General features: G+C 71.1%; 23 protein-coding genes and 1 pseudogene. 12 read left to right on the top strand and 12 right to left on the bottom strand.

The genetic code is table 11. The features are described from left to right. Window positions 1–58 precede the first annotated feature (58 nt). A pseudogene (locus tag BT364_RS13945) lies at window positions 59–933 on the top strand (MFS transporter); the annotation flags it as partial. Between the two features lie 59 nt (window positions 934–992). Here BT364_RS13945 and BT364_RS42920 read toward each other — a convergent pair. Then, window positions 993–1,736, bottom strand: a complete 744-nt coding sequence (locus tag BT364_RS42920) for an SMI1/KNR4 family protein (RefSeq protein ID WP_256259774.1) — start codon at window positions 1,734–1,736, stop codon at window positions 993–995. A 192-nt stretch (window positions 1,737–1,928) separates the two neighbouring features. Between BT364_RS42920 and BT364_RS44180 the strand changes: the two genes are divergently transcribed. The 3 genes from BT364_RS44180 to BT364_RS13935 all read left to right on the top strand — a co-directional run bounded on the left by BT364_RS44180 (window position 1,929) and on the right by BT364_RS13935 (window position 3,796). Continuing rightward, window positions 1,929–2,174, top strand: a complete 246-nt coding sequence (locus BT364_RS44180) for a hypothetical protein (protein WP_371268590.1) — start codon at window positions 1,929–1,931, stop codon at window positions 2,172–2,174. Between the two features lie 42 nt (window positions 2,175–2,216). Continuing rightward, window positions 2,217–2,438: a hypothetical protein gene (locus BT364_RS44175; RefSeq protein ID WP_371268589.1), complete on the top strand. Its 222-nt coding sequence runs from the start codon at window positions 2,217–2,219 to the stop codon at window positions 2,436–2,438. Between the two features lie 128 nt (window positions 2,439–2,566). After that, entirely contained in the window at window positions 2,567–3,796 is a 1,230-nt protein-coding gene (locus BT364_RS13935) for an outer membrane protein assembly factor BamB family protein (protein WP_072485457.1), read from the top strand. Between the two features lie 57 nt (window positions 3,797–3,853). Here the strand turns inward: BT364_RS13935 and BT364_RS13930 are convergent, their stop codons facing one another. Next, a complete protein-coding gene (locus BT364_RS13930) occupies window positions 3,854–4,846 on the bottom strand; it encodes a GNAT family N-acetyltransferase (protein WP_072485456.1) in 993 nt (330 codons plus the stop codon). Window positions 4,847–4,898: 52 nt separating this feature from the next. Here BT364_RS13930 and BT364_RS13925 point away from each other — a divergent pair, with 52 nt between their 5' ends. Further along, the gene (locus BT364_RS13925) at window positions 4,899–5,492 is read left to right on the top strand and encodes a TetR family transcriptional regulator C-terminal domain-containing protein (RefSeq protein WP_072485455.1); all 594 of its coding nucleotides are present in this window, start codon (window positions 4,899–4,901) and stop codon (window positions 5,490–5,492) included. 82 nt (window positions 5,493–5,574) lie between these two features. Here the strand turns inward: BT364_RS13925 and BT364_RS13920 are convergent, their stop codons facing one another. The 6 genes from BT364_RS13920 to BT364_RS13895 form a co-directional block, all read right to left on the bottom strand. Then, the gene (locus tag BT364_RS13920; RefSeq protein ID WP_072485454.1) at window positions 5,575–6,237 is read right to left on the bottom strand and encodes an NUDIX domain-containing protein; all 663 of its coding nucleotides are present in this window, start codon (window positions 6,235–6,237) and stop codon (window positions 5,575–5,577) included. Further along, window positions 6,234–6,611, bottom strand: coding sequence for a DUF4406 domain-containing protein (locus BT364_RS13915; RefSeq protein ID WP_072485453.1), 378 nt, complete (start codon window positions 6,609–6,611; stop codon window positions 6,234–6,236). The genes BT364_RS13920 and BT364_RS13915 overlap by 4 nt, the downstream gene beginning before the upstream one ends. Before the next feature lie 66 nt (window positions 6,612–6,677). Then, window positions 6,678–7,463, bottom strand: coding sequence for a DeoR/GlpR family DNA-binding transcription regulator (locus BT364_RS13910; protein ID WP_072485452.1), 786 nt, complete (start codon window positions 7,461–7,463; stop codon window positions 6,678–6,680). Between the two features lie 121 nt (window positions 7,464–7,584). Then, the gene (locus tag BT364_RS13905; RefSeq protein WP_072485451.1) at window positions 7,585–8,508 is read right to left on the bottom strand and encodes an RNA polymerase sigma-70 factor; all 924 of its coding nucleotides are present in this window, start codon (window positions 8,506–8,508) and stop codon (window positions 7,585–7,587) included. 111 nt (window positions 8,509–8,619) lie between these two features. Then, window positions 8,620–9,093 carry a carboxymuconolactone decarboxylase family protein gene (locus BT364_RS13900; RefSeq protein WP_072485450.1) on the bottom strand — a complete coding sequence of 158 codons (474 nt, stop codon included), beginning with the start codon at window positions 9,091–9,093 and terminating at the stop codon, window positions 8,620–8,622. 113 nt (window positions 9,094–9,206) lie between these two features. Further along, window positions 9,207–9,812, bottom strand: a complete 606-nt coding sequence (locus BT364_RS13895) for a L,D-transpeptidase family protein (protein WP_072485449.1) — start codon at window positions 9,810–9,812, stop codon at window positions 9,207–9,209. Window positions 9,813–10,066: 254 nt separating this feature from the next. Here BT364_RS13895 and BT364_RS13890 point away from each other — a divergent pair, with 254 nt between their 5' ends. The 5 genes from BT364_RS13890 to hemC all read left to right on the top strand — a co-directional run bounded on the left by BT364_RS13890 (window position 10,067) and on the right by hemC (window position 13,756). Next, window positions 10,067–10,228, top strand: a complete 162-nt coding sequence (locus BT364_RS13890; protein WP_256259755.1) for a hypothetical protein — start codon at window positions 10,067–10,069, stop codon at window positions 10,226–10,228. Window positions 10,229–10,673: 445 nt separating this feature from the next. After that, window positions 10,674–11,084 carry a VOC family protein gene (locus BT364_RS13885; RefSeq protein WP_072485448.1) on the top strand — a complete coding sequence of 137 codons (411 nt, stop codon included), beginning with the start codon at window positions 10,674–10,676 and terminating at the stop codon, window positions 11,082–11,084. 84 nt (window positions 11,085–11,168) lie between these two features. Next, on the top strand, window positions 11,169–11,795 hold the full coding sequence (locus BT364_RS13880; RefSeq protein WP_072485524.1) for a VOC family protein: 627 nt from the start codon (window positions 11,169–11,171) through the stop codon (window positions 11,793–11,795). Window positions 11,796–11,863: 68 nt separating this feature from the next. After that, complete coding sequence (locus BT364_RS13875; protein ID WP_072485447.1) at window positions 11,864–12,319, top strand: pyridoxamine 5'-phosphate oxidase family protein; 456 nt, start codon at window positions 11,864–11,866, stop codon at window positions 12,317–12,319. 501 nt (window positions 12,320–12,820) lie between these two features. Beyond that, a complete protein-coding gene (gene hemC / locus BT364_RS13865) occupies window positions 12,821–13,756 on the top strand; it encodes a hydroxymethylbilane synthase (RefSeq protein ID WP_072485445.1) in 936 nt (311 codons plus the stop codon). Window positions 13,757–14,046: 290 nt separating this feature from the next. Here hemC and BT364_RS42915 read toward each other — a convergent pair whose 3' ends face one another. Both BT364_RS42915 and BT364_RS13855 read right to left on the bottom strand, forming a co-directional pair. After that, the gene (locus BT364_RS42915) at window positions 14,047–14,751 is read right to left on the bottom strand and encodes a DUF2785 domain-containing protein (protein WP_256259773.1); all 705 of its coding nucleotides are present in this window, start codon (window positions 14,749–14,751) and stop codon (window positions 14,047–14,049) included. Beyond that, window positions 14,703–18,407, bottom strand: a complete 3,705-nt coding sequence (locus BT364_RS13855; protein WP_072485443.1) for a CHAT domain-containing protein — start codon at window positions 18,405–18,407, stop codon at window positions 14,703–14,705. Before BT364_RS13855 ends, BT364_RS42915 begins: the two co-directional genes overlap by 49 nt. Window positions 18,408–18,674: 267 nt before the next feature. On the opposite strand from BT364_RS13855, the gene thpR reads away from it, so the two are divergent. Further along, window positions 18,675–19,271, top strand: coding sequence for an RNA 2',3'-cyclic phosphodiesterase (gene thpR / locus BT364_RS13850; protein ID WP_072485442.1), 597 nt, complete (start codon window positions 18,675–18,677; stop codon window positions 19,269–19,271). 37 nt (window positions 19,272–19,308) lie between these two features. Here thpR and BT364_RS41510 read toward each other — a convergent pair whose 3' ends face one another. Further along, window positions 19,309–19,461, bottom strand: a complete 153-nt coding sequence (locus BT364_RS41510) for a hypothetical protein (protein ID WP_177328123.1) — start codon at window positions 19,459–19,461, stop codon at window positions 19,309–19,311. A gap of 325 nt (window positions 19,462–19,786) precedes the next feature. Here BT364_RS41510 and BT364_RS41505 point away from each other — a divergent pair, with 325 nt between their 5' ends. Beyond that, window positions 19,787–20,380, top strand: coding sequence for an alpha/beta hydrolase family protein (locus BT364_RS41505; RefSeq protein ID WP_072485440.1), 594 nt, complete (start codon window positions 19,787–19,789; stop codon window positions 20,378–20,380). 144 nt (window positions 20,381–20,524) lie between these two features. Here the strand turns inward: BT364_RS41505 and BT364_RS13835 are convergent, their stop codons facing one another. Beyond that, window positions 20,525–21,259 carry a dienelactone hydrolase family protein gene (locus BT364_RS13835; protein WP_072485439.1) on the bottom strand — a complete coding sequence of 245 codons (735 nt, stop codon included), beginning with the start codon at window positions 21,257–21,259 and terminating at the stop codon, window positions 20,525–20,527. Window positions 21,260–21,282: the final 23 nt, after the last annotated feature.

Genomic DNA, 21,282 nt, shown 5'->3' with positions numbered 1-21,282 from the left:
CGGCACAGCCGTCGTGCGCCGGGTGGCGGGCCTTGTTCTCGGCTACCGAGGGGCCCTTGTGCCGTTCGATCCTTCCTCTTCCGTTTCCTCCTCCGCGTCCGGCTCCGGGCGCTCTGTTCCGTCCGGCCCGTGGCGGGACGGTGACTTCCGCAGACTCTGGGCGGGCCAGACGGCCTCCCAACTCGGCGAACACGCAGGCCTGGTGATCCTTCCGCTGATCGCCGTGCTGACCCTCGACGCCGACGTCGGCCGGCTGGGCGTACTCCGCGCGGTGGGACAGGCGCCGGCCCTGCTCCTCTCGCTCCTCGTCGGCGCGTGGGTGGACCGATGGCGCACCCGTACGGTGATGGTCCTGGCCGACTTCGGCCGGGCCCTGGCGCTGGGAGCGGTCGCCGCGGCCGGGCTCCTCGGTGTGCTGGGGCTGCCGGTCCTGTTCGTGGTCGCCTTTGTCGTCGGGACCCTGTGACCTCCCTCGTACGGCTGGTGAAACGCGATCAGCTGGTACGCGGCAACAGTGCGCTGGAAGGCAGCAGGTCTGCTGCCCAGACCGGCGGACCGGCCCTCGGCGGCATGCTGGTCTCCCTGCTGTCGGCGCCCCTCGCCGCCGCGTCCAGCGCGCTGTTCTTCGCGCTGTCGTTCCTGTCGATCCGGCGAATACGCCGTGACGAACCGGTCCTGCGGCACCCGGGGCGTCCCCCTCGGGTCCGGCAGCGGATTCTTGAGGGCCTCCGCTTCGTCGTCGGCCATCCCGTGCTGCGGACGGTGGGGCTCGCCTCGGCCGCCTTCCAGTTCTCCTCCGCGGCGGTGATGACCGTGCAACTGCTCTTCCTGACCCGCGAACTGCATCTGTCGGGCACCGCCGTCGGGATGGCACTCGCGGCGACGGGACCGGGAGCGCTGCTGGGCTCGCTGCTCGCCGCCCGGCTCCCGGGCGCCGGGGCCAGGCGTGTCGCGAAACGATGGCAATGGGGCAACAGCGCCTCCGCCGTCGCTCAGCCCAGCGCGTCGGCCGCGCTCACGAGGAACCCGGCGAGGGTCTCCTCGCCGGGGGAGGGGACATCCATCAGCCCCCAGCGGCCGACCATCCCCGTCCCGGTGTCGAGGAACGATCCCGCGTACGGGTCGTCCGGGTTGTCCGCGGTGAACGGCACCCAGGCACCTGGCCACTCGCCGGTCGAGACCATCATGGAGCGCAGGCTCATGGCACGGTCGATCCGCAACAGCCCCTCCCCGTGCAGGAAGGTGTTCAGGTCCTCTTCCGCTTCCTCGTCGCCGACGAGCAGCGCCGGCAGCGGCAGGTCGCTGTGTTCCCACAGCCACAGGATCTGCTCGGGCAGATCCTGACCCAGCATTTCCGCGTAGCGGGGCTCCCGCTCGAACGCGGCCGGGTCCGGCGGCTCGGGGTACAACGCGCCACCCGCCCCCATGTCCCACAGCCACCGCAGCCTGAGGGGCAGCGGCAGGGCGAGCATCTCCTGGTAGCCGACCATGAACCCGAACGCCGCGAGATGCGCGGGCATCTCATGGGTGCCGTCATGCAGCAGCCACAACGCCTTCAGCTCGGCGGGCAGGGCGAAACCGGTCTCCTGCTCCGCCGCCTCCAGCTGCCCGGAAGTCGCGGGCGGGCGCAATGCCGTATGTGACATCGGGGCGTGCGCCTTCAGCCACTTCTCTATTCGGCCCCACGCCGTCACCACGGCGGCGACCTCGTCCGGCTCGTCCTCGCTGGGCATCATGCACGTCAACATATACGCGGCTGGGCAAGCCGGTTCGGCCCTCCGGGCCCGTCCGGCGACAGGCCGGAGCCGGCCCGGAACCGGAGCCGGTACTCCGTCGGCGGCGTGTCGAGATTCCGGCGGAACGCCCGGATGAGGGTGTCGGTCGTACCGAACCCGCAGGTGGAAGCGGGGTTATTACGAGCGTGTGTCGTGGTGGTCGTCAGCATGCTGGTCCCCGCGGTGTGGGTGGCCGCGGTGGCGCTGGGGATCCGGTGGGGAGCGGGGAACCCGTGGTCGTGGTTGGCGCCGTTCGTGCTGGTGTGCGTGGGTACGCTCGGCCTCTCCCGCCCGGTCTGCCGGACGGTCCGCCTTCTCGTCGCCAGGTGGACGGCCACCGCCATCCCGGCCGGCTACCGGCAGGCCGGGCCGGTGACGCGGATGTCCACCGGGTACTGATGGAACGGCTTCGGCTACGAGCGCACCAGCCGCGACGCCCTCATGGACCAGAGGTGGCGGGTCCGCTGGAACGACCCCGCAAACTGGCGCGACCTGCAGTTCGTCGCCATCGCGCCGTTCACCATGGGCGTGGTCGCTTCGCTCCGCACCCTGGCCCGAGGTTCTGCTGGACGACCAACTCCGCTCGGCAGCAAGGAATTCGCATCCGCACAGACATGGAAGTGCCACCGCGTCGCGCGGGCGGTCGTGACGGTTGCCCTGTGACGGGATCTTCACGGCCATGTCCCGACTGTGTGCCATCGGGCGGTCCGCCGAAAATCGGTGGTTAGCCTGACGGCGCTCAAGGTGTCCCTGGGGGACGTCGGAACAGTCGGACGGAAGTGGGAACAGAGATGGGCAGTCGTACCGGGCGCATGGTGTCGCGTAGGCAAATACTCAGACTGACCGGGACAGGGCTGGGGCTGGCCGTGTTCGGGGCCGGGGTCGTGGGGTGCGGCCCCGAGGAGGAGGCGGACGTACCGGGCGGCAGTGCGACGCCGGGCGGGGACAGGAACGGTGACACCTTCACCACCCCGCCACCGGGCACCGCGCCCGAGCCCCTGTGGAAGGCGAATGCCGCCAACACCGGCCTGGCCGGCAACGACGCGCTCGCGGCGATCGGGGACGTGGTCCTGGTGTCGGGCGATCCGCTGGTGGGACGGGACATCGTCAGCGGCAAGGAGAAGTGGTCGCGCAAGGGCGTCACCACACCCGGCGCCAAACTCATCGTCGGTGGCGGCACGCTCTACCTCGCCAGCGCCGAGTACGACGGTGACGTGGTGGGTCTGGATCCGGCCACGGGCAAGGAGACCTGGCGCAGCCGCCTGGGCAAGAAGTACGAGCAGCCGCGCCCGATCGCGGCCGACGACCGCCATGTGTACGTCCTCGCCGGCATCCTGGAGAAGGACTTCACGACGCCGAACAACGTGATCGCCGCGATCGACACCACATCCGGCAGGATCGCCTGGCGCGAGCAGCGCGACGCGGGGACCGAGGAGTTCGGCATCACCGCCGCGGCCGTCGGCGGGCGCCTGGTCTACACGGACTACCGGGAGAACGTGACCGTCCGGGACACGGCGACCGGCCGGCAGCTGTGGACGAAGAAGATCAGCCGTTCCAACAACCGGCGCTTCGCCGTGCACGAGGGCCTGGTGATCGTGGCGGACGGCCGGCGGCTGCGAGCGTTCGACCTGGTCGGCGGCAAGGAACGCTGGTCGCTCCGGACGGAGGAGTTCAGCTCGTTCAACGACCCGCACGTCCTGGACGGGGTGCTGTACGCGGCCGACAGCGCGCGCGGCATGTGGGCGGTGGACCCCGGTACGGGCAAGCGGATCTGGCGTAACGAGGACCTGCGGGAGTCGGCGACGCAGGCGTGGCAGTTCGCCAAGGTGAAAGGCACCCTGTACGGCGCGACCGAGTTCGACGAGGACGGCGGCGTGCACGCCTTCGACGCGGCGACCGGGAAGCTGCGCTGGACCTACAACGACCACACCGGTGACATCCAGCAGTGGTACGTGGTGGCGGCGGGCGACCGGTTGGCCGCGATGCACGGGAAGCGGCTCTATGCGCTGCCCGCAGTGTGATCGGGGCGCGATCCGGACGGGCCCGGGTCGCACCCCCGCACGTCGTCCGAACGCCGTCTACACGTCGTCCCAGGCCATCGAGCTCAACCTCCAGCCGTCCGGTGTCCGGATGAACTGCGTGGTCTTGCGGCCCTCGCCCTCGAACGGCTCGCCGTTGAGGATGCCGGACTTCCGGTACTCGCTGAACCGGTGCGCGATGGACCCGAAGATCTCGGTCCGCTCGGCGACTTCCCATTCGGAGAACTCCGTCATCGTCCCGTCGGTGAGCACCTTCTCCCGGGGCTCGATGAATGAGTCGATGTCGTAGACCACGGGCTCGTCCCCGACATTCGCGATGATCATGCCCTGCGGGATGAACACCTCGCGGATGACGTCGAGGTTCGGCCGGCTGCCGCCGGTGTTGGCGAACGCGCCGAGGAAGGTGCGCATCAGCCGGTCGAGCTCGGCCTTGACGTCGGACGCTGACACCTCTGCCGCAGCCGCTTCTCCCGTAGCCGCAGCCTTTCCAGCGAGTGACCACTCCTCGGAAAGGACCGACCAGACCTCGCTGTCGCGCCGCACCCCCCGGTAGAGGGAGTGCTGCCGCAGCACACCGTCACGGGTCATCCCGAGCCGGCGCGCGACCTCGATGCTGCGGGTGTTGCCCGCCGCGGCCCACCACTCGACCCGGGTCATCCCGCGCTCCGTGAAGGCCCAGTCGATCAGCGCCCGGCACGCCCGGGTCACCAGCCCCCGGCCTTCCCCGGCGGCCTCCAGCCAGCAGCCGACCTCACAGACCCCGGAGGTGCTGTCGAAGCGCGTGAACATGACGCCGCCGACCAGCGTGCCGTCCAGCCAGATCCCGTAGATCCGGGCGGTGTCCTCGGCCTGCTTGTCGGCGTAACGCTGAAGGACGGCCGTGGCGGAAGCGAGGTCGGTGCTGAAGGTCGCCCAGGGTATCCAAGGGTCCACATAGGGCCGTGCGCGGTCGATATGGGCGAGGAACTCCTGCGCGTGCCGGGGTTCCAGGGGGCGGAGCCGGGCGGTGTCGCCGAGCGGCAGTGTGAACACGGATACCTCGTCCCTGGGTACGTAACAAGCGTTCGGTACGTAAGGTAGCAGCATGCCGCCCGCACCTGGAGACCGCGAAGCCCGCCGAGAGGACGTTTCCGAGGCGGTGTGGCACGTACTGGCCGACAAGGGATTCGGCGGGCTGACCCTGCGCGCCGTCGCCACCGAGATGGGCGTCTCGACCGGGATGCTCATGCACTACTTCCCGGCCAAGCGGGCCCTGATCGCACATGCGCTGGACCTGCTGGAGAAGCGCACCGCGGAGCGCCCCCGTCGCGCGCGTCCCGCCGAGGGTCTTGCCACCGTACGGGCCATGCTGCTGGACATCCTGCCGCTGACCGCGGACGACACCGCCCGCAACCGCATCTGGGTCAGCTCCTGGGACCTGGCCCTCGCCGACGACGGGCTGGCCACGGACCAGGCCGACCGCTACACCCGGATGCGCTCGACACTCCGCCCGCACCTCGAAGCCGCGCGTGGCCTGGGCGAGCTTCCCGCGGCCGCCGACCCGGAGCAACTCGCCGCCACCGCCGTCGCGTTCACCCACGGACTCGTCGTCCAGACTCTCTTCGACCCGGCCCGGTTCCCCGAAGACGTACAGATCGCCATGCTCGACGACTTCCTGGCTTCGCTCGCGCGGCGATGAGTTCCGGGCACGGCGCCCCCGTGGCGGCGCATCCGTACCCTCAACCTCAACCTCAACCTCAACCTCAACGTCAGCCTCACCTTCACCCTCGCTGTGCGAACGGCCCGTCGAGGGCGGCCCACTGGAGCAGCATGATGGTCTTGGCGTCGGCGATCGTGCCGTTGCGGATCCGGTCGAGCGCCTCGGTGAAGGGCAGTTCGACGATGGTGATGTCCTCGCCCTCGGCGGCGATTCCGGCGGTTTTGATGGGGGTGTCGGCCGCGTCGTAGGGGGCGGCGAAGAAGTGCAGGCGCTCGGTGACCGAGCCGGGGCTCATATAGACGTCGAAGACGTGCTCGACGGTGCCGACGGTGTGCCCGGTCTCTTCGGCGGCCTCCCGGCGGATGGCCTCCTCCGGGCTGTCGCCGTCCAGGAGCCCGGCGGCGGTTTCGAGCAGCATCCCGTCGGGATGTCCGTTGACATAGGCGGGGAGGCGGAACTGACGGGTCAGCAGCACGGTGCGCCGCTCGGTGTTGTGGAGCAGGATGGTCGCCCCGTCACCACGGTCGTAGGTCTCGCGCTGCTCGCGGCTCCAGTGTCCGTCACTGTGCTGGTAGTCGAAGGTGGTCTTCCGCAGTACGTACCAGTCGCTGGAGAGCAGCTCCACCTCGCGGATCCTCACGCACGGGTTGCCGGTGAGGTCGCGGCCGTGCTGGTCCAGGCCGGTGCGGCCGCGCCGGTCGGGGGTGTCGATGCCGGCGGTCACCGGGCGGCCGGAACCGCGGCGAGACCGGCGTAGACGTCCTTGCCCTGCGCAAGGGCCAGGTCGGCCATCCGGTCCGCGCCCTCGGAGGGGCCGCCGATCCGCAGGACCGCGTCGCAGCGGGCGAGCAGCCGCTCGGCGACGGGGTGGAAGATCTCCTGGAAGAGCGTGTCACCGGGGCCGGTGCTGCCGGCCGTCTCCAGGAGCGGCAGGGCGAGGGCCTCGCCGGTGACGGGCAGGTGCCCGGCGCGGAACAGGACGAGAGCGGCTTCGTTCATCGCCCGTACGTTGGCCTCGAGTCTGCGGGGGTCGTCGCCGGTGCCTGACCGGTAGGGGCCCGCGACGAGAATCATCTGCGCGCGTGGAACGCTGGTCATGACCGTTTCACTCCTTGGGTACGGGCATCGCCTGGGGCGTGGGCATCGCCTTGGGCGTGGGCGGATTCAGACGAGAACGCTGTCGACGCCCGCGTCCCGCAGGGCTTCCAGGGTCTCCGGGCCGCTGGGATGCGTGGCGGCGTCCTCGGCCGCCTTGTCGGTGACGAAGCGGTGCACCGCGTCGAGCGGGGCGACCCGGCTGAACGCGCGTACTCCCAGCTTGGTCGCGTCCGCCACCGCGATCGTGCGGGTGGCCCGGGTGAGCCCGACCTGCTTGACGGCCGCGTCGTCCAGGGAGAACTCCGACCAGCCGTGCTCGGCGTGCACACCGCCGATGGACATCACGAAGCAGTCGAAGGCCAGGGACTCCAGGGTGCGCAGCGCCAGCGGGCCGACGAGGGAGCGTTCGGCGGGACGGGAGCGGCCGCCCACGACCAGCAGGTCGATCCCGGGCCGGTCGGCCAGGCTCATCGCCGCCTGCAGGCTGAGCACGGCGACCGTCAGCGGGGCGCGGGCGGCCAGGTGCTCGGCGACGTGCACGGTCGTGGTCCCCGCGTCGAGCAGCACACGCGATCCCGGCTCCACCAGCGCGGCCACGGCCGCGCCCAGGCGGTCCTTGGTGGCTGCCTGCCAGGGCTCCCGCGCGGAGAATCCCGCGTCCTCGTCACGTGGGCGGGTGGCGACGGCGCCACCGTGCACCCTGCGCACCAGGCCCTGTTGCTCCAGCGCGTCGAGGTCCCTGCGCACGGTCATCTCGGAGATGCCCAGGCGATGGGAGAGCTCCGACACGGAGACCCGGTCGGAGCCCTGCACCAATCGCAGGGTCAGGTCCAAACGATTGGCGACACCCATGCCTCAATTTCTACCATGAATGAGTTTGAATGAACATCGTGGTGTGCGAATGCGGATCGCGAGAGTCCGAACGGTTCCGCCGCCGTCACTGCCACCGCCACTGTCGCTGCCGCTGCCGAGGTCAGTTCATCTGCCGGCGGACCCGCTTCGCCTCGCGGTCGATGGCCCAGGCGTCGGCGACCGGCCCGAGGTGGCCGAGCTTGTCGGGGTTGATCACGCCGCGGACGGTCTGAATCCTGCCGTCGAGCACCTCGAGGACCATGGTGTTCAGAACTCTGCCGTCCCGGTCGCGGAAGACCGCGCCGGGCTGGCCGTTGACCTCGTGCGGCTCGCACGTCACGTCGATCCGGAACAGCCATGGGAAGGCCGTGCCCAGCACCCGGGCCACGTTCTCCGCGCCCACGACGGCCTTGGCCAGCTGCGGGGCCTTGCCGCCGCCGTCCCCGACCAGCTGCACATCGGCGGCCAGCAGATTCTGCAGCCCGCCCACATCGCCGTTCTTCAGCGCGTCGAAGAACCGCGTCGCCAACTCCCGCCGCTCCTGGGAATCCGCCGCGAACCGCGGCCGTCCGGCCTCCATGTGCCGCCGCGCCCGTACCAGCAACTGCCGGCACGCCGCCTCGGAACGCCCCACCGCCGAGGCGACCTCGTCGAACCCGAAGGCGAACACCTCCCGCAGCAGGAAGACCGCCCGCTCCAGCGGGCTGAGCCGCTCCAGCAGCAACAGCGCCGCCATCGACACCGAGTCGGCCAGCTCCACCGACCGCGCCGGATCCTGGTACGGATCGCTCAGCAGCGGCTCGGGAAACCACGGCCCGACGTACTCCTCCCGCCGGACCCGCGCGGAGCGCAGCACATCGATCGAGATCCGGGTCACCGCGGCCGACAGAAAGGCCTTGGTCGACGTGGGCCGGGTCGTCGAACCGTCGAAGCGCAGCCATGTCTCCTGCACCGCGTCCTCGGCCTCGGTCACACTGCCCAGAATCCGGTACGCAATCGAGAACAGCAGCGGCCGCAGCTCCTCGAACTCCTCGACCTTGCTCACACCGACTCAACTCCCCCTACTCGCCAACGCCGGTAGCTCCACCGGGACCGGCCGGGCCACCGGCGGGCCAGAGCAGTGCCCCCGCGAGCCCGGCCCGGTGGTTGATACCGCTCAGTGGAACTGCCCGGGCTCGTAGGAGCCGGCCGGCTGCTGGGCGATGACGTTCAGCCGGTTCGCCGTGTTCATGAAGGAGACCAGGACCACCAGGGAGGTGAGCTGCTCCTCGTCGTAGTGCTTGGCGGCAGCGGCCCACACCTCGTCGCTGACCCCGCCGGCCCCGTCCGCGATCCGGGTCCCCTGGTCCGCCAGCTCCAGCGCGGCCCGCTCGGCCTCGGTGAACACCGTGGCCTCCCGCCACGCCGCCACCAGATGCAACCGCACCGAGGTCTCGCCGGCAGCGGCTGCGTCCTTGGTGTGCATGTCGATGCAGACGGCACAGCCGTTGATCTGACTCACACGCAACGCCACCAGCTCCTGCGTCGCGGCCGGCAGCGGCGAGTCCTTGATCGCCTTCCCCGCCGACATGAGGTGCTTGAAGGCCTTGCCGGCGGTCGGGCTGGCGAAGTAGTTCAGTCGCGCGTCCATGGTGTGCTCCTCCGTGGTCGTCAGTGGCTACACCCCTGAGACGAGACAGCCCGACCCCCTGTGACACGGAGGGATGTGACCTGGATCTCCGCCTCCCTGCCGCCCGCGCACCGTCAGACGACGACGAGACGGTTGGGCGCCGAGCCCCGGCCGAGGTTGCGGAACAGCTTCTTGATGTCCTCCGGGGCGAGCTTGATGCAGCCCGCGGACTTGTAGTCGCCCACGCCGTCCCAGCGCCGGCTCTCGGTGCTGCCCTGGCCTCCGGCGCGGGTCATCTCGCTGTGGATGAAGAGTTCCGTACGCGTGGTCCGGCCGTTCCTGCACGTCTTGTTGCTCAGCGGGATGGCGTACCCCTTGATGAAGTTGCCGTTGTAGCGGGTCTGGCGGGCGCCGACGGTGTACGTGCCGGCGGGCAGCCAGCCCTTGCCCGAGGCACACTCGTCGCGCCCCTTCGCGTTGTTGCGGCCGAGCCCGGAGCCGGCGCGGAAGACGGCCTCCGTCTTGTTGTTGCGTACCACCATCAGACGCGAGTTCTGAGGGTCACTGGCGTTCCGTACGAACTTCAAGGTGGTGACGGCGGCAGCTGCCGCAGCCGGGCGGCCGCCGGACGCGGGAGCGGCCTGACCGCTCGGGGCGGTGGCGGCGGCAACGGTCACCAGGGCCATGGCACTCAGGCCGATGACAGCGGCACGGGCACGCAGGGGAGAGGTCGCGGACATGGGTGATCACTCCTTCGAGGTTGGTCGAGCCGGCATGCCCCGGGAGTCCGGGAGCGTCTTCCCGGACTCCATCGGTCCCGCGTCGAGCTGTGGGGACCGTGCGGTGCGGGGCGCCGTGGATCAACCATGAGCCCTCGAAGACGCCGTACGGAACGCCTGGCCGTCATGCGCCGATGGCCGGTCATGCATGCACCTATGCACCGCCCTGACCTGTGCTTATGTGTGCCATGGCAGGCCGGTGCGGGCGGAGCCGCTTGCCCAGCTTCGTGGCCAGGATGACCGAACTCGCCGCCTCCATCCGCCTCCTGCTGGCCGGCTACCGCGAACGGGACCAGCGCCCCACGGCCCGCCCGGCAGGCACTGTGGCCGTCGCCGCGGTCACCAGGCTGTTCCCCCTGCCGACCGAGCGCCCCTGAGCCGGGTCCGCATGCCCGATACCGGGCGTCCCGGGTCGGGCCGAGCATCTCGGGTTCGAGTCGATTCCGCCTTGTCGGCAGTGAGCCGGGGGCAGGCGTGGGATCTTCAATGGGGCCCCGCGGAGGGCGGGTCCGGCGTGACGCGTGTGGCGTGACGGGCGTCCGAGCGGGGGTTGGGTGGCTGTGAGGGTTCTGGGCGGCCGATATGAGCTGGTCGCATCACCGCATCTGACGCCGCACGCTGATCCGCCAGGGATTACGGGACAGCCCTTAGACCGACCGGCAATTGGGGGGCGGCGTCGCGGGGCTGGGCACGCACATCTGCCGCGTTGTCGTCAATCAACAACGCTCCGCGTTGCCTCAGTCCTCCGCCTTGCAGCTGCACGCACCCAGCCCCGCTCCTTCACCCACCCCCCAATTGCCGGTCGGTCTTAGCATGATCGTTATGGACATCACCATTCACACGAGCTTTCTCCCGCACGACGACCCGGAGGAGTCCCTGGTCTTCTACCGCGACATCCTCGGCTTCGAGGTCCGCAGCGACGTGGGACAGGGCAGAATGCGCTGGATCACGATCGGCCCCGCCGGCCAGCCCAGCACGTCCATCCTCCTGGCCCCGCCGGCCGCCGACCCCGGGGTCACCGAGGACGAGCGCCGGACCATCGCCGAGATGATGGCCAAGGGCACCTACGGCTGGATCCTGCTGGCCACCCGGGACCTCGACGGCACCTTCGAACAGCTGCGGGCCGGCGGCGCCGAGGTCGTCCAGGAGCCGACCGAGCAGCCGTACGGCATCCGCGACTGCGCCTTCCGCGACCCCGCGGGCAACCTCGTCCGCCTCCAGGAACTGCGCTGAGCGTCCGAAGCAGGCGACAGGGGCGGCAGGACCGATCAGGAATCAAGAAGCACCGGTCGTCGGGCCGCAACTAGCGTGACGGACATGGCATCCATCGAAACCGTCACCCTGGAAGTGGCCGACCCCACGGCGGCCCACCGCTTCTGCACCACCGCCTTCGGTCTGGACACCCAGGTGCGCCTGCGGGCCTCGGAGACGTCCACAACCGGCTTCCGCGGGTTCGTGCTCGCGCTCACGGTGTCCCAGCCGGCCACCGTCAACAACCTCATCGACGCCGCACTCGACGCGGGCGCCACATCGCTGAAGCCCGCCGCGAAGTCTCTCTGGGGTTACGGCGGCGTCGTACAGGCCCCGGACGGGACCGTCTGGAAGGTCGCGACCTCGGCGAAGAAGGACACCGGCCCCGCCACCCGGCAGATCGACGACATAGTGCTGCTGCTGGGAGTCACGGACGTGGTCGCGAGCAAGCGGTTCTACACCGACCGGGGCCTGACCGTGGCGAAGAGCTTCAGCCGTGTGTACGTCGAGTTCGCCGCCGGGGCGAGCCCCGTCAAGCTGGCGCTGTACAGGCGCCGCGCGCTGGCCAAGGACGTCGGCGTCTCTCCCGACGGCACCGGATCGCACGGGCTCGCGATCGGCAGCGACGCCGGGCCCTTCACCGACCCGGACGGGTTCGCATGGGAGGCCGCTTCACTGGCCCACACGCCCTGACGCGCCACTGCCGACCGCCGTCGAGCCGAGGAACGGCCCCGCACGAAATGACTGGAGGAAGGGGAAACATGACAGGCGCGCCGCCGCGTGGACTTGAGGAGAGGCTGCGGGACACCCGCGCGAAGCTGGGGAGCGAGATCGACATCTGGGTCGCGACCGCGGGCACCCCGGGCGGCGCCCACCTCATCCCGCTCTCGTACCTCTGGGACGGAGCCGCGTTCCTCGTCTCGACACCGCGCGCCTCGGTCACCGGCCGCAACCTGCTGGCGGACGACCGGGTACGACTCAGCCTCGGGCCGACGCGCGACGTCGTCGTCATCGACGGCATCGCCGAGCCGGTGGACCTCGCCGACCTCGGCGCGGAGGCGGGCGACGCGTTCGCGGCCAGGACCGGTTTCGACCCGCGCGAACTCGACGAGCCCTACCAGTACTTCCGGATCCTGCCCCGGCGCGTTCACGCCTGGCGGGAGGCGAACGAGCTGCAAGGACGCGCCCTCATGCGCGACGGCCACTGGCTCGGCTGACCGCCGCCGTATCGAACATCCCCGCCGCCTACTGGGCAGAGCTCGACGACGGCGCGTGGGGCAACGTTCCAGCAGCGGACGTGAGCACGGGCCAGGACCCCGCGCCCGGTCTGCGCGAGTGCTGAGAGGGCGTCATATGAGGCTCGCATCCGGTTGGCGACGCCGACCGGATGTCCGCCGGACCGTCCCTGGTCCCGGCAGCCGTCTCGTCGGCCCCCCTCAGCCGGCCTTTCTCAACGCGGCGTCGACGCCGGCCACGTCGTAGGTGCCGAGCATCTCCCGTACGTAGGAGGCCTGCTCCTGCTCGTCGCGCACCGTCCCGGCGGTCGTCCTCGCCGGCCGCACGACCCGGCCCCGCCCCCGACCCGATCGGAGCGCAGCGTCCCGCCACGCGCTCTTCTCGCACGCCTGCCCGATCAAGCCAACCTGCCTGCCGATCCCGCGACATGGGCGCCCGGGGTGCGCGCCGGAACCCGTACCTGACGGTCTATCGTGAGCAGTATGTCCGCCCCTGAGCTGATCCGTATCGTGTCCCGCGACTCGCCCATGGCCCTCGCCCAGGTGGAGCGCGTCCGTGCCGAGCTGGCCGCACTCCACCCCACCACCGCCACCGAAGTCGTCCCGGTCAAGACGACAGGTGACAAATGGATGGGCGACCTCGCCCAGGTCGAGGGAAAGGGCGCGTTCACCAAGGAGGTCGACCAGGCACTGCTCGCCGGGGAAGCCGACCTCGCGGTGCACTGCGTCAAGGACATCCCCGCCGACCGCCCCCTGCCCGCCGGGACCGCCTTCGCCGCCTTCCTCGAACGCGACGACATCCGCGACGCACTCATCCACCCCGACGGTCTGAGCCTCGACCAGCTCCCGCCCGGCACCCGGATCGGCACCTCCTCCGTACGCCGCGTCGCCCAACTGGCCGCAGCCCACCCGCACCTGGAATGCGTACCGATGCGCGGCAACGCCAACCGCCGTCTGGAGAAGCTTGCCGCGGGCGAGGCCGACGCCCTGCTCCTGGCCGTCGCCGGACTCGAACGCATCGACCGCACCGACGTGATCACCGAGATCCTGCCGATCGAGGTGATGTGCCCGCCGATCGGAGCCGGCATCCTGGCCCTGCAGTGCCGCGAAGGCGACACCGCACTGATCGACGCCGTCAGCCCGATCGGCCACCCCGCCACGTACCGCGAGACCACCGCCGAGAGGATGTTCCTCCACGTCCTCCAAGGCCACTGCAACAGCCCCATCGCCGGATACGCCCAGGTCGAAGGCAACGGCGAACTGTCCCTACGGGCCAAGGTCTTCACGCCCGACGGGAAGACCGTCCTCAACGCCCACGAATGGGCCGGCCCCCTCGACCCCGCCACCCTCGGCACTTCCGTCGCCGTCAGCCTGCTGCGCCAGGGCGCACGCGAGCTGATCGACGGCATCGCGCACTGACGCCGGCTCCCGTCCGCAGCGCGTCTGCCGCCGACGGCCTCGGTTGCGGGCGGGGGTCAGTACCGCCGCTCGCGCCGGGGCCGTGCGGCTTCCGCTGATTCTCGCTGGTCGGTCGTACGATCCGGCCCGTGGCAATCGAGCTGACGGATGAACCGAGGGGGTGGGCACACGGGCAGTTGTCGAAGCAGACGACGACCACTTGATCCACTTCCGGTGTGTGCCCCAGCACAGCCACGTCGAGAGTTACGTGCAGCCGGCGGAACAAGCCCCCGGGCTGGAGCCTCTCCACGTCAGGCGAGCCAGCGGTAGGGCAGGCGAAGGAGATCGGCAGTACGGGCGGCTACAGCCTCGGCATGCGGCGGGACGCCTTCGTCGGCAAGGCCTCGAGTCAGGTGCACGTGGCGGGACTGGAGGGTGGCAAAGGTGTTGAACGCCCAGATCGGGAGCGGACCGGTGCCGCCGCCGTCCAGCGCCTTTGCGACCACGGTCAGCCAGTCGGTGGCCTGCTCGTGCTTGAGGCCGGGGGCCTGGAGGATGCGCGTGAGCGCACGGGCCAGCCGCGCGTCCTCCGATTGCGCGTAACGGTAGTCGACTTGCGCGGACGTCATCCTGAGGGCACACAGTTCAAGGAGCTCGGCGCGGCGGTGGGGCAGGGCCTTTGCGAACGCGGCCGTGGCGTCGGCGCCATGTGCGACGGCGTGCAGCCAGCCCAGGGAGTCGTCCCAGCCGCGCGTGTCGTGCTCGGCCGGGTACCAGGCCGAGAGTTCGGCGTACCAGCGCTCCGCAGCTTCCTTTGATATGAGGCCGGGAACGGTGTGTCCGCGTGTCAGAACGGAGCAGAGGACCAGTGGTGCAAAGGTCCGGGCCTGAACCTCGGGGTGGGGGGTTTTGTGCCTGTTGTCCTCGTTCTGTTTCTCGCCGAAAGATCGCCCAAGGCAACGAGGCGCTACCGCACTCTCGCCGCCGGATTCCCTTGGTGCGTGAACGCCGCCCAGTGGTGCAGGTGGTGGAGGTCGGGCCGGGCGGCTTGGGCTCGGAGGGGGCCGCCGAGGGTGGGTGGGGGTTCGCGGCGTGGGTCGAGCATCCACAACTGGGTGGTGCGCAACGCGTCGGGCGGGGCCAGGCCCCGGGCAGTGAGGTGGTGGTGGAAGACCGCCATCGCCAGCGAGGTCGGGCCGTCGCGCACCGCCCAGCGTGATCCCACGACGTCGGCGGCCCCGCCCGTGACCAGTGCGGTGGCGAGGGTCAGTGCCTCGTCGTGGTGGCCCGCGCTCAGGTCGGTCTCGCAGGCGCTGAGGACGACCAGCGGCCCCGCCGTGCCGGGGCCCCGGTCGGCGGAGGCGTCGAGGATGTCCGCCACGGTGAGCCTTCCGGCCTCGGCTCCGGCACCGGGCGGGACGGCGAGCCGGAGCTCCGATTCGGTGGGCCGGGGCGCGGCGACGGCGTGGCACGACAGGTGGACCACCGACGCCGGGTTCGTACCGCCGGGCAACACGGCGAGCAGGTCCTCCGGTGTGCCGGCGGCGTCCTCTTCCCCGTCCGCGGTGAGGAACTCGCCGTAGCGGAGGGCCTCCGTGTAGCAGGTGGCGCGCAGTGCCTCCGCCTCCAACTCCGCCCATGTCAGGGTGAGTTCCGGGTCGGCGACGAGGACCTGCGGTCCGTCGGCGAGTGGCATCCGCGGCCGGGCAGCCGCTGCCAGGAACTGGGCCCCTGAGGGGGCGTAACTGAGGACTGCCTCCTGGCAGGCGTAGCGATGGCCGTGCTCGCCGAGGCCCCGGATGCGCGCGGCGTGCCACGGCACGACGCCGAGCGTGTCGCACGGCACCAGGACGATCCGCGGTGGCCGGGCCAGGGGCCACTGGGCCGCGAGCATCGGTCGTACGGCGGTGAGTACCGGACCCATTGCCGCCCGCCAGGCCCAGTCGCACAGCGTGCCCAGTGCCTCCTGCCAGCGCCTCTCGCAGGCGGCGAGTGCTGACGGGGCCAGGTCCGGATCGGTCAGGGCGCGGGAGCGTTCCGCCGCCGCGTCGAGGTACCGGGTGAGCGGTGGGCTGCCGTGGCGGAGCAGCTCCGGAAGGGTGATCGCTTCGGGGGCCGCACCGGGGCGCAGGATCAGCGCACGGCCCGGGAACGTCCCGTTGGACACCGAGGCTCCGGGCACCAGATACACCAACGCGTCGGTGCCCGTCGCGGCGAGACCCGCGGACAGTTCGGCCGGACCGGTGGCGCCGAGGAGCCGTTGGCTGCCCGAACCCTCCGTGGCTCCGCGGCGTACTCCCAGTGCCTTGAGTGCCTTGCGCCGCAGGCCGCTGGGGATCGGCGGGGCGCCGTCGGGGGCCTGCGGATCGCGGGCGCCGGAGGCTTCCGTCGCGGTGGGGCGGCGCAGGCGCGCGGGAACCTGGTCCCGCCACTGCTGGGCGAGTCCGGGATGGCCTGCGGTGTCGAGGAGCGCCGGGATGTCACGGGTGGCGGAGGCCGACTGCAGCACCAGCGCACGGCCCCGCTCCAGGTCGGCCACCGCATCCGCGGGCCGGTTGATACGGAAGGCGATGAAAGCAAGCCGTCGCGACAGCATGGCCCCGTTGAGTGCCGCCGACAGGCCGTGGTCGGCGCCGGCCTGGAGGAGGACATCGGCGGCCAGTTCGCCCAGCGCCTCGCGGAGGACCTCTATGCATGCCCGCTGGTCGGCGGCGCGGTGCGGGCCGCCGCGCGCGGCGCGCATGAGGTGGGCCTCGGCCAGCTTCGTCAGGAGGTCCACGCGGTGTGCCTGGCCACGCCCCTCGGCGAGCAGCGCGCGGGCGCGGGTCAGCTCGGTGATGGCCTCGTCCAGCAGTGCCTGCGGCGCATCGCCGCGTACCACGTCGAAGACCATCCGCAGGCCGAGAGCGGCCCTTCGGTCGTACTCCTGCTCGTGGTAGACGTGCGGATCACCGAGGTCGCGGCGGATTTCGGAGAGCGCGCGATGCAGGATCTCCGGTGCGGCCGCCTCGGGCAGGGCGGGGTCGAGGACGTCTGCGGGCGTCCGCCGGTCCTGCCGGGCGGGTGGCAGGAGTGCGTCCAGTTCGGCCACCCGCTTGCCCAGCTTCCCGCGCCATTCGCTGTCCGGGGGCAGGGCCGCGTGCCGGGCGCGCAGTTCGGCGCTCAGGCGCGGCAGTTCTCCGTGGTTGCCGGTGCGTTGGGCGTAGCTCAGCTCATGACTGGCGGCGGTGAGCGCGAGGTCGAGGGCGAACGGCGCGTCGAACGGCACCGAGCCGTCACGCTCCAGGGCGGCGAGCAGTTCGCGCAGGGTGGCCAGGGCCACGTCGGCGTCGTGGAAGTTGCCTCCGTGCTCGGCGGCCTGGGCCAGGATCTCGACCAGGTCCGCCTGGAGCACCACGGCCCACCAGGAGCCGACGGGGCTCGCGCCGATCGCCTCCCTGAGCAGCGCGGCGGCGTCGTCCAGATAGCCGGGGTCGCCGGTCCGGTAGGCCAGCAACCGGTCCCGGTGGGCCGCCGAACGCCGTTCGCGGATGCCGGTGTGGGCGACGAAGTCCCGCATGTGGCTGTCGAGGTACGGAAGGAGGCCCGGATCCACGGCCGTGGCGATCGGCCAGTCGGCCAAGCGGTCCGCGCTGTCGCCGTCCGGTTCGGGCGTGGGCCTTTCCACGTCGGAGTAGTCGGCCGGTTCGTCGGTCAGGACCTCCCACGCGATCAGCAGATAGGCGTGCAGCCTTGCCACCCGGGCTCGCTGCGGCGTGTCCGGCGGCAACGCGCGCAGGCTCGCCAGCGCCAGGTCGGCAGCGCGGCGGGCACCGTCGGCGCCCGCCGCGCCGCCGACGGCTGCCTGACGCAGCAGCCGGTCGACGTCCGGGTCGAGGGTCGGGTTGTCGGACCGGGGGCCGCGGTCCCGCGCGGAGGGGGAACCGACGTCCAGCCATACGAGTACGCGGGTGAACCGTGCCGTGCTGTACGACTTGGCCAGGGCCACCAGACCTCGTACGGCGTCCAGGAGTTCGCTCTGTGCCGAGTGGACCGTGCCGGTGGCCTCCCACTCCTCGGACCCGGCGGACTCCGCAGACCCTACGGCGAGCATCTGCTCGATGACCTGCCGGTTGCTCTCGGTCTGCTGCCGGAACGCCGCGTCGAAAGGGGCCTCGGCGATGCGGTCGACCACCTCCCTGGCCTCGGTGAGGTCGCAGCGCAGCGCCTCCGTGAGGACCTGCCCGTCGGCCACGTCGAGCAGCGCGTTCTGGAGCGCGGTACGGGTGCCGTCGGCCCGGGGCAGGGCCCAGGGCACGAGCAGGAAGAGCAGCATCATGCGGGCCTGCACCGCGAGCGGGGCGGCGAGGGACCCGTGGCGGTCCACCCAGCGCAGCCGCTCCAGCGCCTCCGCCCGCTCGGCGGGGTCGAACGCCCTGCCGTCGCGCCGCATGTGGCAGCGCGTCCCCAGCAGCAGGCCCAAGTGCACGAAGACCAGGGAGAAATCCTCCTCGTGCCGGATCAGCTCTCGTTCCACAGAGGCGAGTCGATCGATCACGGAGCCCAGCCGCGCCTCGTCGGACCAGTCCTTCCCCTCCGCCAGCCGCACCGCGGCACGGACGACCTCGGCTGCCCGTGCCCGCAACTCCGCCGTACCGCCGCCGTCCGCGCCCCTTCGCTCTCCGTCAGCCATCGACTCCCCCCTCAAGTCCCGCTCCCGGCGATATGCCGGCGATCAGCGCAGCCCGGCCCGGTCCGGCCCCGGTCTCCTGTCTCTGACCCATGGTGCAAAGCAGTCGCCTCGCCTGCCGAGGGCCCGTTGCTTCGTGTTCGTCTTTTACATCAGGTGGCTCGGCCTTGTCGCCGCCCGGAAGCGGCTTCCTCAATATCACGACCGTGAGCGCTCTCCTGCCGTACCCGGGTCGTCGCATTCACCACCGAGTGCGGTACGAAGTCCGGTGTGAACGATCAGACTCAGCCCGCGACTGTTCGCGTGTTCATCGCGCTCGCCCCGCCCGACCACGCGAAAGAAGAGCTGGCCCGGGAGTTGCGCCCCGCCTATGACACGCACCCTCGCATGCGCTGGAACCGCATCGAGGACTGGCACATCACCCTGGCGTTCCTCGGGGAGCTACCGGTCGAGACTGTTCCGCTCCTGCGCCCGCCTCTCGCCGACCTCGCGGCGGACCGCCGGCCGCTCTGTCTGGCACTGCGTGGCAGCGGGAACTTCGACGACCGGGTGCTGTGGAGCGGAATCGACGGAGACCTCGATGAGCTGCGCGTGCTCGCCGCCGATGTGCGTACCGTCGTCAAGAACTGCGGTGTCGCCGTCGCGGACCGGCCCCTGCGGCCCCACCTGACGTTGGCCCGTGCCCGCCGAGGGGACCGGTCCTCGGTAGGAGAAATCGCCGAAGAGCTCGTCGGCTTCACCGGGCGTCCATGGACCACCGAACGTCTGCACCTGGTGGGCAGCAACGTCGGCCGAAGCCGAGGACCGATCCACTACCGCGACATCGAGGCCTGGGCCCTCGGCGACAGGAACCCCACCGAAGCTTGAACGGACTTGTGAGACAGTCCCCATACCTCCGGACGAGTCACCTGCCCGGCGTCGTCGAATCCGTGGGGGCGTGCTCCCAGCGGTCGGCCGTCCGGCCGGGGCAGGGGGCTCCCCGCTCGGTCGGGAGAGCGGAGATCTTTACGGCCTCGATCAGCACGGTGGTGGCAATGGCTTCGGCGGGGAGCCGCATGTGCGCAGTCTGCCCGCCGGGCCGCGGCCCGAGCCAACCCACCCCCGGGGGGGGCTTCTTCGGGATCCTGAAGCTCCGGGAGGATCGGGGCTGCGCCCTCCGGATTGCGGTGGTCAGCCGCAGGTCCCACCTCGTCGGACCAGCCCTTCCAACTGCTTCACGCTTCGTCCCCGGACCCGCCCGGACCTCCCGCGCAGCCACGCCGCGCTTGCCGTGCCGGTACCCTCGCTCACCTTCGCACCGAGGGTGTGCCTGGGCGAAAGCGGTGGACAGTGACGGCAGCGGGGCGACCTGAGAGCTGTCCGGCCGATCAGGCGTCGGTCTCGTGATCGGCCCCAGCCGTCGACTGCTCGGATTCCCGCTGCGGGACTTCCACCGGGAAGTGGATCGGACTGAGCAGGTACTGCCCCCGCTCAGGGTCGGCCTGTTGGCCAACCTCGGTGCGATGGCCGCGCGGAGCTCACCGATCAGCTCCTCCATTTCCGCCGGGCTGAGCCAGAGTGCATGCTGCCGGTACCCGACCTGGTCGGCCACCGGGTCGGAGGAGCCGGTCGGCGAGGCCGTGGCAGGTGGCGAACTCACACCCGACACGCCCCCGGAGATGCTGCCACTGGGGTTCTCCGCCGCCTACTGGCTCGACCTGCGCGCCTACGACCCGGTGGCCGCGGCAGCCGGACCGGCCTGCCCGATGCTGATCCTGCAGGGCGGTCGGGACTACCAGGTGACCGTCGCCGACGACCTGGCACGCTGGCAGGGCGCCCTCGCGCACCGGCCCGAGGTGACCATCCGGATCCACCAGGACGCCAACCATCTCTTCTTTTCCGGCAGCGGCCACTCCACCCCGGCCGAGTACGCGCGGCCGGGGCACGTCGAGCCGGCGGTGGTGGACGGGATCGCGGCCTGGCTGGGGCGGCGTTAGGTGCTGCTCCGCAGGTCACCGCCAACGGGTGGGCCGGTTCGTGCTCCCGCGGCAGCACCGGCCGCGGCCCAGGCGGCACCGCGAATCGGCCGATGCCATGGCCGGAGCGGTCGCCCGATCGACCGAACTGCCGGAGCGTCAGCGTCAGTTGCTGGACAGGGTGCGGTCCAGGAGGGGGAGCAGACGGTCCCAGTGGCGCTGCATTCCGGAGGGGCTGAAGGCGTCGGTGTCGGACATGGTGAAGCCGTGGACGGTGCCGGGGTAGATCTCGGAGGTGTGGTCGACACCCGCGGCGTCCAGGGCCTGGTTGAGCTCGTCTAGGGCCTCGGGCGTCAGGTCGGATTCGGCGTGGCCGAGGTGGACCTTGGCGGTGAGCCCGGAGAAGAGGCCGGGCCCGTCGGCGCCCACGGGGCCGTGGAATGCGGCGACGGCGGCCACCTGACCGGGGTGGGCTGCGGCGGTGCGCATCGCCAGGAGGCCGCCGATGCAGTAGCCGGTCACCGCGACCGGTCCGGCGCTGACCTCGGGCTGGGCGGTGAGGAACTTGAGGTAGGCGTCGGCGTCGCTCAGGACACGTTCGGCGGTGTGCTCCTTGATCAAGGGCATCAGCCGGCCGATGAGCGCCGACCGGGCCTCTTCTCCGATGTGCTCGGGAAGCTCGATCACCGGTGTCGGGCCGTGCCGGTAGAAGAAGTTGGGGACGAGCACGTAGTAGCCGTGCCCGGCCAGTTCGCGGGCCAACTCCCGCAGTACGGGCCGGATGCCGAAGGCGTCCGCGTACAGCAGCACCCCGGGGTGCTGCCCGCCACCGTCGGGGAAGGCGGCGAAGGCGTCGGCCCGGCCGTCCGCGGTGGGAATCTGCACTGTCTTGGTGGGCAAGATCTTCCGTCCTTGGAGTTCGC

The organism is Streptomyces atratus (genome assembly GCF_900119365.1).
Classification (GTDB): domain Bacteria; phylum Actinomycetota; class Actinomycetes; order Streptomycetales; family Streptomycetaceae; genus Streptomyces; species Streptomyces atratus_B.
This window is presented reverse-complemented; position numbering and strand designations above follow the sequence as displayed.

Coding starts and splice junctions, on each gene's coding strand:
- BT364_RS42920 (WP_256259774.1), bottom strand. CDS start 1,736: ATGATGCCCAGCGAGGACGAGCCGGACGAGGTCGCCGCCGTGGTGACG.
- BT364_RS44175 (WP_371268589.1), top strand. CDS start 2,217: ATGGACCAGAGGTGGCGGGTCCGCTGGAACGACCCCGCAAACTGGCGC.
- BT364_RS13935 (WP_072485457.1), top strand. CDS start 2,567: ATGGGCAGTCGTACCGGGCGCATGGTGTCGCGTAGGCAAATACTCAGA.
- BT364_RS13925 (WP_072485455.1), top strand. CDS start 4,899: ATGCCGCCCGCACCTGGAGACCGCGAAGCCCGCCGAGAGGACGTTTCC.
- BT364_RS13915 (WP_072485453.1), bottom strand. CDS start 6,611: ATGACCAGCGTTCCACGCGCGCAGATGATTCTCGTCGCGGGCCCCTAC.
- BT364_RS13910 (WP_072485452.1), bottom strand. CDS start 7,463: ATGGGTGTCGCCAATCGTTTGGACCTGACCCTGCGATTGGTGCAGGGC.
- BT364_RS13900 (WP_072485450.1), bottom strand. CDS start 9,093: ATGGACGCGCGACTGAACTACTTCGCCAGCCCGACCGCCGGCAAGGCC.
- BT364_RS13895 (WP_072485449.1), bottom strand. CDS start 9,812: ATGTCCGCGACCTCTCCCCTGCGTGCCCGTGCCGCTGTCATCGGCCTG.
- BT364_RS13885 (WP_072485448.1), top strand. CDS start 10,674: ATGGACATCACCATTCACACGAGCTTTCTCCCGCACGACGACCCGGAG.
- BT364_RS13880 (WP_072485524.1), top strand. CDS start 11,169: ATGGCATCCATCGAAACCGTCACCCTGGAAGTGGCCGACCCCACGGCG.
- BT364_RS13875 (WP_072485447.1), top strand. CDS start 11,864: ATGACAGGCGCGCCGCCGCGTGGACTTGAGGAGAGGCTGCGGGACACC.
- hemC (WP_072485445.1), top strand. CDS start 12,821: ATGTCCGCCCCTGAGCTGATCCGTATCGTGTCCCGCGACTCGCCCATG.
- BT364_RS13855 (WP_072485443.1), bottom strand. CDS start 18,407: ATGGCTGACGGAGAGCGAAGGGGCGCGGACGGCGGCGGTACGGCGGAG.
- BT364_RS41510 (WP_177328123.1), bottom strand. CDS start 19,461: ATGCGGCTCCCCGCCGAAGCCATTGCCACCACCGTGCTGATCGAGGCC.